Source organism: Pseudomonas sp. Q1, from assembly GCF_009935975.1.
In the GTDB taxonomy this organism is placed as follows: domain Bacteria; phylum Pseudomonadota; class Gammaproteobacteria; order Pseudomonadales; family Pseudomonadaceae; genus Aquipseudomonas; species Aquipseudomonas palleroniana.
Map to the genome: position 1 here is coordinate 184223 of NZ_QODI01000012.1, position 13857 is coordinate 198079.

8 protein-coding genes are annotated in these 13857 nt (G+C 62.0%); 3 read left to right on the forward strand and 5 right to left on the reverse strand.

Going from position 1 to position 13857, the window contains the following annotated elements:
- Window positions 1-11 precede the first annotated feature (11 nt).
- A complete protein-coding gene (locus DK870_RS20055; RefSeq protein ID WP_161549490.1) occupies window positions 12-1073 on the forward strand; it encodes an ABC transporter substrate-binding protein in 1062 nt (353 codons plus the stop codon).
- Here the strand turns inward: DK870_RS20055 and DK870_RS20060 are convergent.
- Both DK870_RS20060 and metH read right to left on the reverse strand, forming a co-directional pair.
- Complete coding sequence (locus DK870_RS20060; RefSeq protein WP_060757125.1) at window positions 1070-1288, reverse strand: DUF2970 domain-containing protein; 219 nt, start codon at window positions 1286-1288, stop codon at window positions 1070-1072. The genes DK870_RS20055 and DK870_RS20060 overlap by 4 nt on opposite strands.
- Window positions 1289-1574: 286 nt before the next feature.
- Window positions 1575-5285 carry a methionine synthase gene (metH, locus tag DK870_RS20065; protein ID WP_161549491.1) on the reverse strand — a complete coding sequence of 1237 codons (3711 nt, stop codon included), beginning with the start codon at window positions 5283-5285 and terminating at the stop codon, window positions 1575-1577.
- 166 nt (window positions 5286-5451) lie between these two features.
- Here metH and DK870_RS20070 point away from each other — a divergent pair, with 166 nt between their 5' ends.
- The gene (locus DK870_RS20070; RefSeq protein ID WP_161549492.1) at window positions 5452-7743 is read left to right on the forward strand and encodes a fatty acid cis/trans isomerase; all 2292 of its coding nucleotides are present in this window, start codon (window positions 5452-5454) and stop codon (window positions 7741-7743) included.
- A 21-nt stretch (window positions 7744-7764) separates the two neighbouring features.
- Here DK870_RS20070 and DK870_RS30040 read toward each other — a convergent pair whose 3' ends face one another.
- Entirely contained in the window at window positions 7765-8676 is a 912-nt protein-coding gene (locus tag DK870_RS30040) for an SET domain-containing protein-lysine N-methyltransferase (protein WP_372241685.1), read from the reverse strand.
- The gene (locus DK870_RS20075; RefSeq protein WP_256679899.1) at window positions 8651-12148 is read right to left on the reverse strand and encodes a hypothetical protein; all 3498 of its coding nucleotides are present in this window, start codon (window positions 12146-12148) and stop codon (window positions 8651-8653) included. The genes DK870_RS30040 and DK870_RS20075 overlap by 26 nt, the downstream gene beginning before the upstream one ends.
- Before the next feature lie 168 nt (window positions 12149-12316).
- Here DK870_RS20075 and nfuA point away from each other — a divergent pair, with 168 nt between their 5' ends.
- Window positions 12317-12901: a Fe-S biogenesis protein NfuA gene (gene nfuA, locus DK870_RS20080; protein ID WP_161549493.1), complete on the forward strand. Its 585-nt coding sequence runs from the start codon at window positions 12317-12319 to the stop codon at window positions 12899-12901.
- 209 nt (window positions 12902-13110) lie between these two features.
- On the opposite strand, the gene cobM is transcribed toward nfuA, so the two are convergent.
- A complete protein-coding gene (cobM, locus tag DK870_RS20085) occupies window positions 13111-13857 on the reverse strand; it encodes a precorrin-4 C(11)-methyltransferase (RefSeq protein WP_090371495.1) in 747 nt (248 codons plus the stop codon).

Genomic DNA, 13857 nt, shown 5'->3' on the forward strand with positions numbered 1-13857 from the left:
CTCGGACAACCATGTTGAAGGTTCTGATTACGTGTGTGTGGTTGCTGGGGGCGGCGTACGGGACGATGGCCCAGGCCGCGTCGGTGGTGTTTCTCAATCCCGGCCTGTCGACGGAAACCTTCTGGGTCAGTTATGCGCAATTCATGCAGGCCGCGGCCAAGGACCTCGGCCTGGATTTGCGCGTGCGTTATTCCGAGCGCGACACTCGCAACACCCTGGCCCAGGCCCGGGAAGCGCTGCAAGGCGCTGAGCGCCCCGATTACCTGGTGCTGGTCAACGAACAGTACGTCGCCCCGCAGATTCTGCGCATGGCCCAAGGCAGTGGGGTCAAGTTGTTGCTCGTGAATAACGCACTGACGGCTGATCAGGCGCAAATGCTCGGCAGCGGCGTCAATTGGCTCGGCAGTATGGTGTCCAACGACGAGCAGGCCGGTTACCTGATGCTCAACGACCTGCTGCGTGCTCACGGCCCGGCGGCGCCTGGCGAGACCATAGAGCTGTTGGCATTCTCCGGCGTCAAGACCACCCCGGCGGCCTTACTGCGTGAGCAGGGCCTGCGTCGCGCTCTGGCCGAACACCCGCAGGTGCGCCTGCGCCAGCTGGTCTATGGCGAGTGGAGCCGCCAGCGCGCCTATGAGCAGGCCACGCTGCTATTCAAGCGCTACCCGCAGACGACGCTGGTGTGGTCGGCCAATGACGAGATGGCGCTGGGCGCGATGCAGGCCCTGAAAGACAGCGGTCGCGTACCCGGCAAGGACGTGCTGTTCAGTGCACTCAACAGCTCGCCGGAGGTCTTGAACGCGCGCCTGGACGGGCGGCTGACAACCTTGGTGGCCGGGCATTTTACCCTGGGCGGTTGGGCGATGGTGTTGATCAATGATGATGCCAAGGGCGTCGACATCAATGCCCATGGCGGGCGCGACCGCCAGGAAGCGCTATTCCAACTGATCGATACCGCCCAGGCCCGACGTTTGCTCGAGCCTATGGCAAAGGTGGATTTCCGTGCACTGTCCGCCGTCGACAAGCCGGCTTCCTACCGTTACCCCTTCAGCCTGCAACTGCTGTTGCGCTAGACGCCGGCCAGGTGCAGCACGAGCTTGACGATACCGAACAAGGTCAAGGCAAACACCACGGTAAACAGAATGCCCAGCGCTACAAAGTGGCTGGGCTTGCCGTGGGTAAAGTCCCGGGCGCGGTTCTTGCCGCTCTGTACGCCGAAGGCGGCAGCCACGACGCTGTGAAGCATCTGCCAGAAGGTAGGAGGCTTGTTGTTGACTGGATCGTCCATACATCCCTCGACACAAGGTGTGTGAGAGATAGCATAGCCGCTGGCGGGTTGTAGTGAGCGGGCTTGTCCTAATGCCAGTCAGTCAAGCGATAGAACGGACGATGAATAACTTGTGGGAGAGGGCTTGCTCCCGATGAGGGTGTGTCAGTCAGCAATTTATCGACTGACTCACCCTCATCGGGAGCAAGCCCCCTCCCACAGTCGCCGCGGTCCTTCAGAAACACCATGGCGTCTTTGTTGGGGCGGCTGCGCCGCCCAGCGCGGGGCGAGCCCGCTCACTACAGGGTCAGTTGTCGTAGCCGAGGTTCGGTGCCAGCCAGCGTTCAGTCACGGCCAGGTCCTGGCCTTTACGCGCGGTGTAGCTTGCAATCTGGTCTTTATCCACCTTGCCCACGGCAAAGTACTGCGCCTGCGGGTGGGCGAAGTACCAGCCGCTGACCGCCGCCGCCGGGAACATCGCGTAGTGCTCGGTAAGGAACACTCCGCTGCGGCCGGCGTGCAGTTCATGGGCTTCGGGGTCCAGCAACTGGAACAGGGTGCCTTTCTCGGTGTGGTCCGGGCACGCCGGGTAGCCTGGGGCAGGGCGGATGCCGCTGTACTGCTCCTTGATCAACGCCTCGTTGTCCAGCGCTTCATCCTTGGCATAGCCCCAGTAGTCTTTACGCACCTGCTGGTGCAACCACTCGGCGCAGGCTTCGGCCAGGCGGTCGGCCAGGGCCTTGACCATGATCGAGTTATAGTCGTCGCCCGCATCCTGGTAGGCCTTGGCCACTTCTTCGGCGCCGATGCCGGCGGTGGTAATGAACCCGCCCACGTAGTCGGTCACGCCGCTGTCCTTTGGGGCGACGAAGTCGGCCAGGGAGAAGTTCGGCTTGCCGTCGGTCTTGATGATCTGCTGGCGCAGGTGGTGCAGGGTTGCCAGAGGCTTGCCGTCATCGCCGTAGACTTCCAGGTCATCGTCCTGCACCTGGTTGGCCGGCCAGAAGCCGAACACCGCGCGGGCGCTGATGAGTTTCCCGTCGATCAGTTTCTTGAGCATTTCCTGGGCATCGGCGTACAGCGCGGTGGCGGCTTCGCCCACGACTTCATCGGTGAGGATGCGCGGGAATTTGCCGGCCAGGTCCCAGGAAATGAAGAAGGGCGTCCAATCGATGTACTCGGCCAGGACATTCAGGTCGATATTGTCCAGCACCTTGGCACCGGTAAACGTCGGCTTGACCGGGGTGTAGCCGGCCCAGTCGAACTGCGGCTTCTTGGCGATGGCCGCCGCGTAGCTCAGGCGCTCGGTGCGGGCGCTACGGTTGGAGGTGCGCTCGCGGACTTCCACGTACTCCTCGCGGGTCCGTTCGACAAAACCGGCCTTGAGCTCCTCGGACAGCAATTGCGTGGCCACACCCACCGCACGCGAGGCGTCGGTGACATACACCACCGCATCGTTGCTGTATTTGGGCTCGATCTTCACCGCCGTGTGCGCCTTGGACGTGGTCGCGCCACCGATCATCAGCGGCAGGTGGAAATCCTGGCGCTGCATCTCACGCGCCACATGCACCATCTCATCCAGCGACGGGGTGATCAGGCCGGACAGCCCGATAATGTCGCACTGCTGCTCCTTGGCCACCTGCAGGATTTTCTCCGCCGGCACCATCACGCCCAGGTCGACGATGTCATAGCCGTTGCAGCCCAGCACCACGCCGACAATGTTCTTGCCGATGTCGTGCACGTCGCCTTTGACCGTGGCCATCAGGATCTTGCCCTTGGCTTGCGGCTTGTCGCCTTTTTCCAGCTCGATGAACGGGATCAAGTGGGCCACGGCCTGCTTCATCACCCGGGCGGATTTCACCACCTGGGGCAGGAACATTTTGCCGGCGCCGAACAGGTCGCCAACAATGTTCATGCCGGACATCAGCGGGCCTTCGATCACTTCGATCGGGCGTGCGAACGACAACCGGGATTCCTCGGTGTCTTCAACGATATGCGTGGTGATGCCCTTGACCAGCGCGTGTTCCAGGCGCTTGTTGACCTCCCAACCACGCCACTCCTCGGTCTCGGCTTCCTTGACGCTGCCGTCGCCCTTGTACTTGTCGGCAATGGCGAGCAGGGCATCGGTGCCGTCCGGGGTGCGGTTGAGCACCACGTCTTCCACCGCATCACGCAGCTCGGCCGGGATCTGGTCGTAGATTTCCAACTGGCCGGCGTTGACGATACCCATGGTCAGGCCATTGCGGATCGCATACAGCAGGAACACCGAATGGATTGCCTCGCGCACCGGGTTGTTGCCGCGGAACGAGAACGACACGTTGGACACACCGCCGGAGCTCAGTGCATACGGCAGCTCGTCGCGGATATAGGCGCAGGCGTTGATGAAGTCGACGGCATAGTTGTTGTGCTCTTCGATACCGGTGGCGACCGCGAAGATGTTTGGGTCGAAGATGATGTCTTCCGGTGGGAAGCCGACCTCATTCACCAGGATGTCGTAGGAGCGTTTGCAGATTTCTTTCTTGCGCGCTTCGGTGTCGGCCTGGCCGGCCTCGTCGAACGCCATCACTACCACAGCAGCGCCATAGCGCTTGCACAGCTTGGCGTGATGAATGAACTGCTCCACGCCTTCTTTCATGCTGATGGAGTTGACGATGCCCTTGCCCTGGATGCACTTGAGGCCCGCTTCGATCACGTCCCACTTGGAGGAGTCGATCATGATCGGCACGCGGGAGATGTCCGGTTCGCCAGCGATCAGATTGAGGAAGGTCACCATGGCCTTCTTCGAATCGAGCATCCCTTCGTCCATGTTGATGTCGATCACCTGGGCGCCGGCTTCCACCTGCTGCAGGGCGACTTCGAGGGCTTCGGTGTAGTTGTCCTCACGGATCAGCCGGGCAAACTTGGCGGAACCTGTGATGTTGGTGCGTTCGCCGACGTTGACGAACAACGAGCTGCGATCAATGGTGAAGGGCTCCAGGCCCGACAGGCGGCAGGCCTTCGGAATGTCCGGGATCACGCGTGGCGCGTAGCCGGCCACGGCCTTGGCAATCGCCTCGATGTGGCCTGGGGTGGTGCCGCAGCAACCGCCGACGATGTTGAGGAAGCCGCTCTGGGCGAACTCTTCGATGACCTTGGCGGTTTCCGAGGGCAGCTCGTCATACTCGCCGAACTCGTTGGGCAGGCCGGCGTTGGGGTGGGCCGATACGTGGGTGTTGGCCTTGTTGGACAACTCTTCCAGGTACGGGCGCAACTCGCTGGCGCCCAGGGCGCAGTTCAAGCCCACCGAAATCGGCTTGGCGTGGGCCACGGAGTTCCAGAACGCTTCGGTGGTCTGGCCCGACAGGGTACGGCCGGAGGCGTCGGTGATCGTGCCGGAAATCATGATCGGCAGTTCCACGCCCAGCTCCTCGAACACGCCTTGCACGGCGAAGATCGCGGCCTTGGCGTTGAGGGTGTCGAAGATGGTTTCGATCAGGATCAGGTCGGCGCCGCCTTCGATCAGCCCTTTAGTGGCTTCGGTGTAGTTTTCCACCAGCTCGTCGAAGGTCACGTTGCGGTAGCCGGGGTTGTTCACGTCGGGCGACAACGAGCAGGTGCGGCTGGTCGGGCCGAGCACGCCGGCGACAAAGCGCGGCTTGGCCGGGTTCTCCAGGGTCTTGGCGTCGGCCACCTTGCGCGCCAGGCGCGCACCTTCTACGTTTAGCTCGTAGGCCAGTTCTTCCATGCCGTAATCGGCCATGGAAATGCGCGTGGCGTTGAAGGTGTTGGTCTCGAGGATGTCGGCCCCGGCATCCAGATAAGCCTTCTCGATCCCGCCGATCACGTCGGGGCGGGTAATCACCAGCAGGTCGTTGTTGCCCTTGACGTCGCTTGGCCAGTCGGCGAAGCGTTTGCCACGGTAGTCATGCTCCTCGAGCTTATAGCTCTGGATCATCGTGCCCATGCCGCCGTCGAGGATCAGGATACGTTCCTTGAGGGCTTGGTGAAGGGCTTGCAGACGAGCGCTACGATCGGACATGGGACTACTCTGGTCAGGCATTACGGGGGGCATGAATCATAGCAAACCTGTGCCGATTTGGAGCATGCCCGGGCTTTGCATGAATATCGTTCATGTTGGAAGGGGCGATGGCCCTGTAGAATCACCGGCAATTTTTCAGCGTACGCTTCGATTCGGGACCGGGCACATGCCATTTCGTTTTATTACCAGCGCCGTCCTGGCGTTGGTCGCCGGCTATGCCCAGGCACGAGGTCCCGCTTCGGCGATCTCCTATACCCGCGATATTCAGCCGATCTTTACCGAGAAGTGCGTGGCCTGCCACGCCTGCTACGACTCCGCCTGCCAACTCAACCTGGGCAGTGCCGAGGGCGCGGCGCGCGGTGCGAGCAAGTCGCCGGTTTACGATGGCGAGCGCAGCCAGGCGACGCCAACCACCCGTTTGTTCTATGACGCGTTCGGCAAGCAGGCGTGGCAGCAAAAGGGTTTCTATTCAGTGCTGGACGCCCAGGGCAGCCAGGCCGCGCTGATGGCGCGCATGTTGGAACTGGGCCACAACGCGCCGCTGCAACCCAATGCCAAATTGCCTGAAGACATCGTGCTGGGCCTCAACCGCGACAACATGTGCGCAATGCCCGGCGAGTTCAACGCCTACGCCGGTGCGCATCCCAAGGAAGGCATGCCCCTGGCGGTCACCGGCCTCACCGATCAGCAGTACCAGACCCTGCAACGCTGGCTCGCCTCCGGTGCGCCGATCGATGAGCAGGGCCTGGCGCCCAGTGCCCGTGAAGCCTTGCAGGTGCAGCAATGGGAGAACCTGTTCAACCAGCCCGGCGCCCGCGAGAGCCTGGTGGCGCGCTGGTTGTACGAGCACTTGTTCCTGGCGCATATCTATTTCGAGAACGGCGAGCCTGGGCATTACTTTCAATGGGTCCGTTCACGCACACCGAGCGGCCAACCCATCGACCTGATCGCCACGCGCCGCCCCAACGACGACCCCGGTACCCAGGTGTACTACCGCCTGTGGCCGGTGCAGGGGGTGATTGTGCATAAAACCCACATCACTTACCCGTTCAGCGCCGAGAAGATGGCCCGCATCAAGGCGCTGTTCTACGCCGGCAACTGGCAAGTGAATGCCTTGCCGGGCTACGGCCCGGGGCGTCGCGCCAACCCGTTCGAGACGTTCGAGGCGATCCCGGCCAAGGCGCGTTACCAGTTCATGCTGGATAACGCCGAATATTTTGTGCGCACGTTCATTCGTGGGCCGGTCTGCCGTGGGCAGATCGCCACGGATGTGATCCGCGATAACTTCTGGACCCTGTTCCAGGACCCGGATCACGACCTGTACATCACCGATGCCCGTTATCGCGGCCAGGCCACGCCGTTGCTGGCGATGCCGGGGCAGAACGATGACGTGGGCAGTGTGCTCGGCCTGTGGTTGGCCTATCGCGACAAGCGCAACCAATACGAAGTCTTGCGCCGCGACAGCTATGCAGACGTGGCGCCGCCCAGTTGGTCGACCCTGTGGGCCGGCAACGACAATGCGTTGCTGACGATCTTCCGTCACTTTGACAGCGCCTCGGTCACCAAAGGCCTGATCGGCGAAGTCCCGCAAACGATGTGGTTGTTCGACTATCCGCTGCTGGAGCGCACCTATTACCAACTGGCGGTAAATTTCGACGTGTTCGGCAACGTGTCGCACCAGGCCCAGACGCGCTTGTATTTCGACTTGATCCGCAACGGCGCCGAGCAGAACTTCCTGCGCTTGATGCCGGCTGACAGCCGCGACGGTTTTCTCGATGACTGGTACCAGAACAGCGGGAAGCTGAAGATGTGGCTCGACTATGAAGCGATTGACGACGACAAGCCGAGCGGCCTGCACCTCAACGCGCAAGACCCCAAGCGCGACTTCGCCAATCAGTTGCTGGCCCGCTACGGTGACCTCAACGTCAGCCCGGACCCGATCAACCGCTGCACCGGCGCGTTTTGCTCGCGTGACGGTATCGAGCCGGCCTTGCAGGACGCCGAACAGGCGCTCAGCCGCCTGACGTCACGCCCGGCCGCCGGGCTCAAGGTCATCGACCAATTGCCTGAAGCGACCTTGCTACGCATTGAGACCGCCAGCGGCAAGCGCGAGGTCTACAGCATGTTGCGCAATCGTGCGCACAGTAACGTGGCGTTCCTGCTGGGTGAGGCCTATCGCTACCAGCCCGGGCTGGATACGTTGACTATTTATCCTGGCGTACTGACCAGCTATCCGAACTTCATCTTCAACATCCCGGCGCAGCAAGTACCTGATTTTGTGCAGGCCATGGAGAACGCCAAGGATGCCAAGGGTTTTGAGCAGATCGTTGATCGATGGGGTATTCGTCGCAGTCATCCGCTGTTTTGGCAGTACTTTCACGATCTGTCGCGATACATCCACGAAACCACGCCGGTGGAAGAGGGTGTACTGGACATGAACCGCTATGAAAACCTCTGAGTCCTCGCGCTATCGTTGACCCTACGAGGATGGGCGCTGCCAGTAGGCGGGGCCATAGTCCATCAGCAGTTCACTGCCGGCGCGGATGTCGTCCTTGGCGATCAGGAAGACCATGTATTTCCCGGCGTAGACGGCTGCCACGTTGTCGTTGCCCACGCGTGGCGCGCCCGGCATCTGGCCTGTATTGATCAGGCTGAGCATGTTGCTGTTGCCATGCCCGCTGATCGTCGCGCCCTCGGTGGCGGTCTGGAATAAATAGTCGGACACCCGCTGCATGCCATGCTCAAGAATATCCGCGCTGAGCGACGCATCATTCAGATGCAGGCGCCCGGTGTACGGCCCCAACACATCAAAATGCTGGATATCGCGCCGTGCCACCAGCGAGTAGCCGCGCTCCGGGCCGTCGTCGAGTTTTTTTACCTCGAACAGTTCGCTCAGCAGGTCATGGTGACGGCCTTCCTTGGTGATCCAATCCTGGATGTCTTCCGTCACGGCCTCGATCACCCGCTGGCGCTTGGGCTCCCTGAGCCCGTCGAACAGGCCGCAGTCATTGGTGATCCTGATCTGCTCCACCGCGCCCTCCAGCTCTGCCGTCAGGCTGCGGTTGACGTTGTAGGGATCTTGCAGGATCGGCGCGGCATTGTTGATCTGGTGCCCATCGGGGCGATCGGCGTCGTAGTGCGTACGGCTGCGCTTGGCGGCGAGGGTAGGCTGTTCAGTGTCGGGTTCACGCGGCGACGTCTGAGTGGTGGAATCCTTGGAGGGACTGGCGGCCGGCGCCGGCACGGTGCGCTTGCGCGCCAGCGGTGTGTCGGGCAGGGGCTGGTCAAAAAATACCGCCAGGCGCCCGGCCTGGGTCAACTGGCCATTGTCCTCGACATACTGCCGCCATTTCACCGGGTTCAGATTACGCTGGTCGAGGAAGTGTTCCATCGAACGATGCGGCTGGGCCTGGGCCTGGGCCTGGGCGTGCAAGCGGTGCCAATCCTCCAGGTCTTGCCGGGTCAGCGGGCTGAACGACTGCTGCAGGCTGTGTTTTTCCAGGACTTTGCCAAGTGGCGTGAATGAGCCGTCCATATTGACGTGGTCGATAAAGGCCTGCGGGTCGAGGTTGTGATCGTGGGCATAGCCCTCGCGGGTGCGCTTGACCCGCATCGCCTGGGGCATGCGCCGCCAGCGTTGCAGGTTTTTCAAGGCTACGGGCACCCGAGCGCGGTTGGCTTGATCGAGCATTTCCTGGCCGCGACCGCGCAGTTCGCCGCGGGTATGCACAAACTGGTGAAACGCCGCCGGGTCGAGATTGTGCTTTTTGATGAAGGCGTCCGCCGCCAGTTTCAACGCCATCTCGGAGAACGCCGACCACTTTTGCAAGGTCGGCGGCGTAAGCACATTCAGGCCATCCGGCGCGCCGCCCGCGAGCCTTGTCGGGCTTGAAATGCACCGAGGACAGCCTGATACCCAAGTCCCGATTGGTTTTCGGGTTGATCAGTGCGACGGTAAAACTGTTTGCGCTCCCTTCGGCGATTTCCTTGAGGTAACCGTAGGAATGCTCGCGGATCTGATAAACGGCGATCTCGCCGCGCTCATCGATGTTGCAGACAAACGCTTGACCATACTCGCGTCGGTGGAAAATCCCCCGGGAATCCGGCTTGAGCCCGCTGATCCAGTGGGCTGACACCGCATAGCGGCTGATGTGCGGGTCACTGTTGCTCATGACCGTGACCGGTTCGCGAAAGCGTGGGCCGAAAACGCTGTCCGAGGCTGCGTCAATCAAGCGCCAGTCCGGCTGCGCAGTGCTGCCGACATTGCGCAGCGGCACATTGGGCGTGTCAGCCACTACAAACAGCCGGTCGCCGGCTTGTCGTGGCGCCCAGCCTGCGGGGTTCACCGGAATCAAGCGGCTGGCGGGAATCATCTCGTCCGCCCATTCGCCCAGCTTGTTCAAGGTCTTGTAGAACAATTTGAGCGAATAGTAATGGCCCATCTGCAACAAGGTCGGCAGGGCGCTAAGTGGGTTCAGTTCGTCCAACACCTGGATGATCAACTGCCGTGTCAGGGTCTTGAGCGCGGGCAGCGCCAGGCGAATCCCGGCCCGGCCGGACTGCACCATCACCCGTGCACTGCCGGCCACGTATTTGCCAATGGGCAGGGCGAACCCAACGATATCCGCAAAAAAACCCAAGCCGCCGAGGGCTACGCGTTCCGGGTCGCTGGAATTGAGGTCCTCGATTGCCCCCCAGAACGGCACGAGGATTTTTCCCCAGAACACCATGCGTTCGACGAGGTACTCGCCGATGTCCAGCACCTTGGTGGCTTCGCGGATGTTTTCCAGCAACGTCGCTTCGTCGCAGAAAAAATGTTGCTCGGCGATCATTTGCGCCAACGCTTCAGCGCGTGCCCCATAGAGGTGGTTGGTGGCGCGGGACACCTGACTGACGGGTCGATGGAGCGGTGCCAGCACCTCGCCAACCGGCTCGGCGATCAGCGTATGGTGCTGGCCGGGCCTGGGCGTTGCGCCATTGCGGTAGGCCGGCCAGTCGAATGCCAGCAAGGTACCGCAGCGAAAGGTACCTTTGCCGCGGCGGGTGGCAGCGCCGATGGATTGGGTCTTGACCACGCCACCGATCAGCAGGCTGCGAATGTCATCGCGTACACGAATCACGCCAAGGGCGGGAAACACTTCGATGTAACACGCCGCGTTCGCCAGACGCGGGTTGCCCAGACGCAGGATGAAACCCGTGCGGCCACGTACGGCGGCGGTCCGGCGCGGGGTCTCGAAGGTGGCTTCGACGTCGCGCAGCGGCTCGCGCAATGCATAGACGCGGACTTCATCGCGCTCGATATCGCCGACCGCCGGCGGGATTTGCGCGAGCAGTGTCTTGATCAGTTTTTTATAGGCGGCTTTCGGGGTTTGCAAATAGGCATAGAACGCCGTGTCATGGGCTTGGTCGCTGCTGAACTGCGCGCGTCCCGGTGGCCGGAGTACAAGCTGCTTGACCGCCTCGATCACCTCGCGCTCGTGGCGCTCCAGTGCCGCAACCGCCTGCGTCACTTGCTCCGGGGTGTAGCGCTGCTTTTGCACGGGCAGCAAACCGTTGGCCTGCGCCCAGTGCAGGGTCGGTGGCAATCTGGCCAGGGTCACCAGTGCCTGTCGCCCGGTATCGCCCTCGCAGGCCCGGAAGTACTCGGCTGAAAGGTTGTGCAACTCATCGAAGGTGAAACCCCGCGCCGCGCCGGGTGCCAGGCATTCGGCGAGCAGAAAGCCACTTTTGAAATGCACCCAGGCACTGGTGGTGCCGTAGGACAGCTCATCGGGAATGTCGTCGACCCATACCTCGCTGGCGATGTGCGCCTTGGCGACGCACAGCACCAGCGCCGCGCCATGGGCGTCGACGCCCAACTCACGCTGGTAGTCGTGCAGCAGGGACTCGCGGATTTGCGCGTAGCGGGCGCACGGTTCGATCAACCGGTTGAGTTCGTTGTCGTACTGGGCGGCGTCCTGGGGCTTGATGCTCAGCCATAGGGCGCGCCAGACGAGTTTGACCAGCACTGCCCGGGCGCAGTCCTGCGTCGGGTCTGCGCCGAACCAGTCGAGTGCGCTGACGATCCGCCGGCCGACTTCGAGGCTGTGGGGTTGATGCAGGTGTTCGCTTAACAGTGCCGTCGGCTGGCTGCGGGCCAGCTTTTGCTGCGGGGTAAAAAACGTGTCGGGAAGGATGTGGCTGAACAGCGATTTGCCGTGTTCCTCTTCCAGCGCACGCGTCACGCCGACGATGATTGCATCGCCGGCGTCGCCCAGTAGCGGCTCCAGGTCGTTATTGTGATCGGCATGCCCCAGCGCGAGCAGCGCGCAGCATTCGCGTAGCGTGTCGAGCAGCCTGTTCCATTGCGCGGGCGTGGCCGGGCTGTGAGGGACCAGGCCGTAATATTTGAGCGCAAGATCGAAGCGTACCGAACCGTCACTCTTGAGCCCGTCGCCGACGCGATGGAGGATGGTCAATAGCACCTCGGCATCCATCGTCCAGTAGGTGGGGATATCGCGCAGTACCACGGGTTGATTGCACAGCGTGAAAACCTCCGGGATGGCAGGTTTTGGCTGCCTCGGGGTGTTGACGAGGGCGGTGAGGGAGTCCAGCAGCGTGTCGGTGTAGGGCGTCTGGGAGGGTTGCCGATTGTGTAGGTATTCGACAAAGTCCTCGTCGGCCTCCAGTTTTTGCAGCGTGGTGAACGCGGCCTGGCATTGTCGGCCGAGTTCGGAACCGGGGAGCGGGCGGTAATAGAGGCGGGCAGCCGCTGCGCTGGAGGCGGAGCTGGCCAGCGGGGTGACTGCGTCGATCAAGTGGTACAGGGTGTCGAGCTGGGCGGGGCGTTTTCTGCAAAAAATCGATGACGATAGTGGGTCCATGGCGGGTCTCGGCCGAGTCGGTAAAACCCGATGTTAGGCAGGCGCTGCCGGGCCGGGACCTATATAGATACCTGCCGGTATGTCGGTGACTTTTCCGACAAAAATACTAGGACTTTGTACCGCCTCGATGATTGGCGTAAACTGGCGGCAAGCCTGTGAGGAGTTTCCATGACTGCCATAACCATTACCGACGCCGCCCACGATTACCTGGCTGACCTGCTGTCCAAGCAGAACACCCCGGGTATCGGCATCCGCGTCTTTATCACCCAGCCCGGCACCCAGTACGCCGAGACTTGCATCGCCTACTGCAAGCCTGGCGAAGAGAAGCCGGAAGACACCGCCCTGGGGCTGAAAAGCTTCACCGCGTACATCGATGCCTTCAGCGAAGCCTTCCTGGATGACGCCGTGGTCGACTACGCCACCGACCGCATGGGCGGCCAGTTGACCATCAAGGCACCCAACGCCAAGGTGCCGAACATCAACGCCGACAGCCCGGTCAACGAGCGTATCAACTACTACCTGCAAACCGAGATCAACCCGGGGCTGGCCAGCCACGGCGGCCAGGTGAGCCTGGTCGACGTGGTGGATGACGGTATCGCCGTACTCAAGTTCGGCGGCGGCTGCCAGGGCTGCGGCCAGGCGGACGTGACCTTGCGTGAAGGGATCGAGCGCACGCTGCTCGAACGTATCCCGGAGCTTAAAGGTGTACGCGATGTGACCGACCACACGCAGAAAGAAAACGCCTACTACTGAGTACGGTGTTCACTGCGAACAAAAAAACGGCGCCCCGTGAGCGCCGTTTTTTATGCTTGAAATTCAGATAATTACGAGAACTATCTAACAAATCAGATCAACTGTGGGAGCGGGCTTGCTCGCGATTGCGGCGTATCAGTCACCAAGGCGCTGACTGACATTGCGCATTCGCGAGCAAGCCCGCTCCCACATTTTTGTCTGCCGTGCATTCAGGGGCGATAAAGGTGGGCGTGACCTGCGCGGTACAGCGAAGACTCGCTGAAACCGTCATTGGCCAGCACCCGGCCCACCACAATCAGTGCCGTACGCCGGAAGCCCTTGAGCGCAACCTGCTCGGCGATGTCCGCTAACGTACCCACCACCCAATCCTGATCCGGCCAGGTGGCCCGGTGCACCACGGCAATCGGGCAATCCGCGCCATAGTGCGGCAGCAACTGGGCGACGATCTTCTGCAGATGATTGACCCCCAGGTGAATCGCCAGGGTGGTGCCATGGCGGGCCAGGCTGTCGAAGTCTTCCCCGGCCGGCATGCTGGTTTTATCGGCGTAACGCGTCAGGATCACGCTCTGGGCGATATCCGGCAGGGTCAACTCGGTTTCCAGCAGGGCTGCACACGCCGCCACGGCGGTCACCCCGGGAATGATCTGGAAAGGGATGCCTAACTCGCGCAAGTGCCGGATCTGCTCGCCAATCGCCCCATACAGGCTGGGGTCGCCCGAGTGTACCCGTGCCACATCCTGGCCGTTGGCGTGGGCGGTCTTGATCAGCTCGATGATCTGCTCCAGGTGCAATTCGGCGCTATTGACCAGCGTTTGCGCCTGATGACCTTCCAATACCGCCGCCGGCACCAGCGAGCCCGCATAGATAATCACCGGGCAACTGCGGATCAGCCGCTGGCCTTTGACGGTGATCAGTTCCGGGTCGCCGGGGCCTGCGCCGATGAAGTAGACGGTCAT

Excerpts from the sequence above, each read along its gene's own strand:
- DK870_RS20055 (WP_161549490.1), top strand. The coding sequence starts at position 12 with ATGTTGAAGGTTCTGATTACGTGTGTGTGGTTGCTGGGGGCGGCGTAC.
- DK870_RS20060 (WP_060757125.1), bottom strand. The coding sequence starts at position 1,288 with ATGGACGATCCAGTCAACAACAAGCCTCCTACCTTCTGGCAGATGCTT.
- metH (WP_161549491.1), bottom strand. The coding sequence starts at position 5,285 with ATGTCCGATCGTAGCGCTCGTCTGCAAGCCCTTCACCAAGCCCTCAAG.
- DK870_RS20070 (WP_161549492.1), top strand. The coding sequence starts at position 5,452 with ATGCCATTTCGTTTTATTACCAGCGCCGTCCTGGCGTTGGTCGCCGGC.
- DK870_RS30040 (WP_372241685.1), bottom strand. The coding sequence starts at position 8,676 with ATGGAACACTTCCTCGACCAGCGTAATCTGAACCCGGTGAAATGGCGG.
- DK870_RS20075 (WP_256679899.1), bottom strand. The coding sequence starts at position 12,148 with ATGGACCCACTATCGTCATCGATTTTTTGCAGAAAACGCCCCGCCCAG.
- nfuA (WP_161549493.1), top strand. The coding sequence starts at position 12,317 with ATGACTGCCATAACCATTACCGACGCCGCCCACGATTACCTGGCTGAC.
- cobM (WP_090371495.1), bottom strand. The coding sequence starts at position 13,857 with ATGACCGTCTACTTCATCGGCGCAGGCCCCGGCGACCCGGAACTGATC.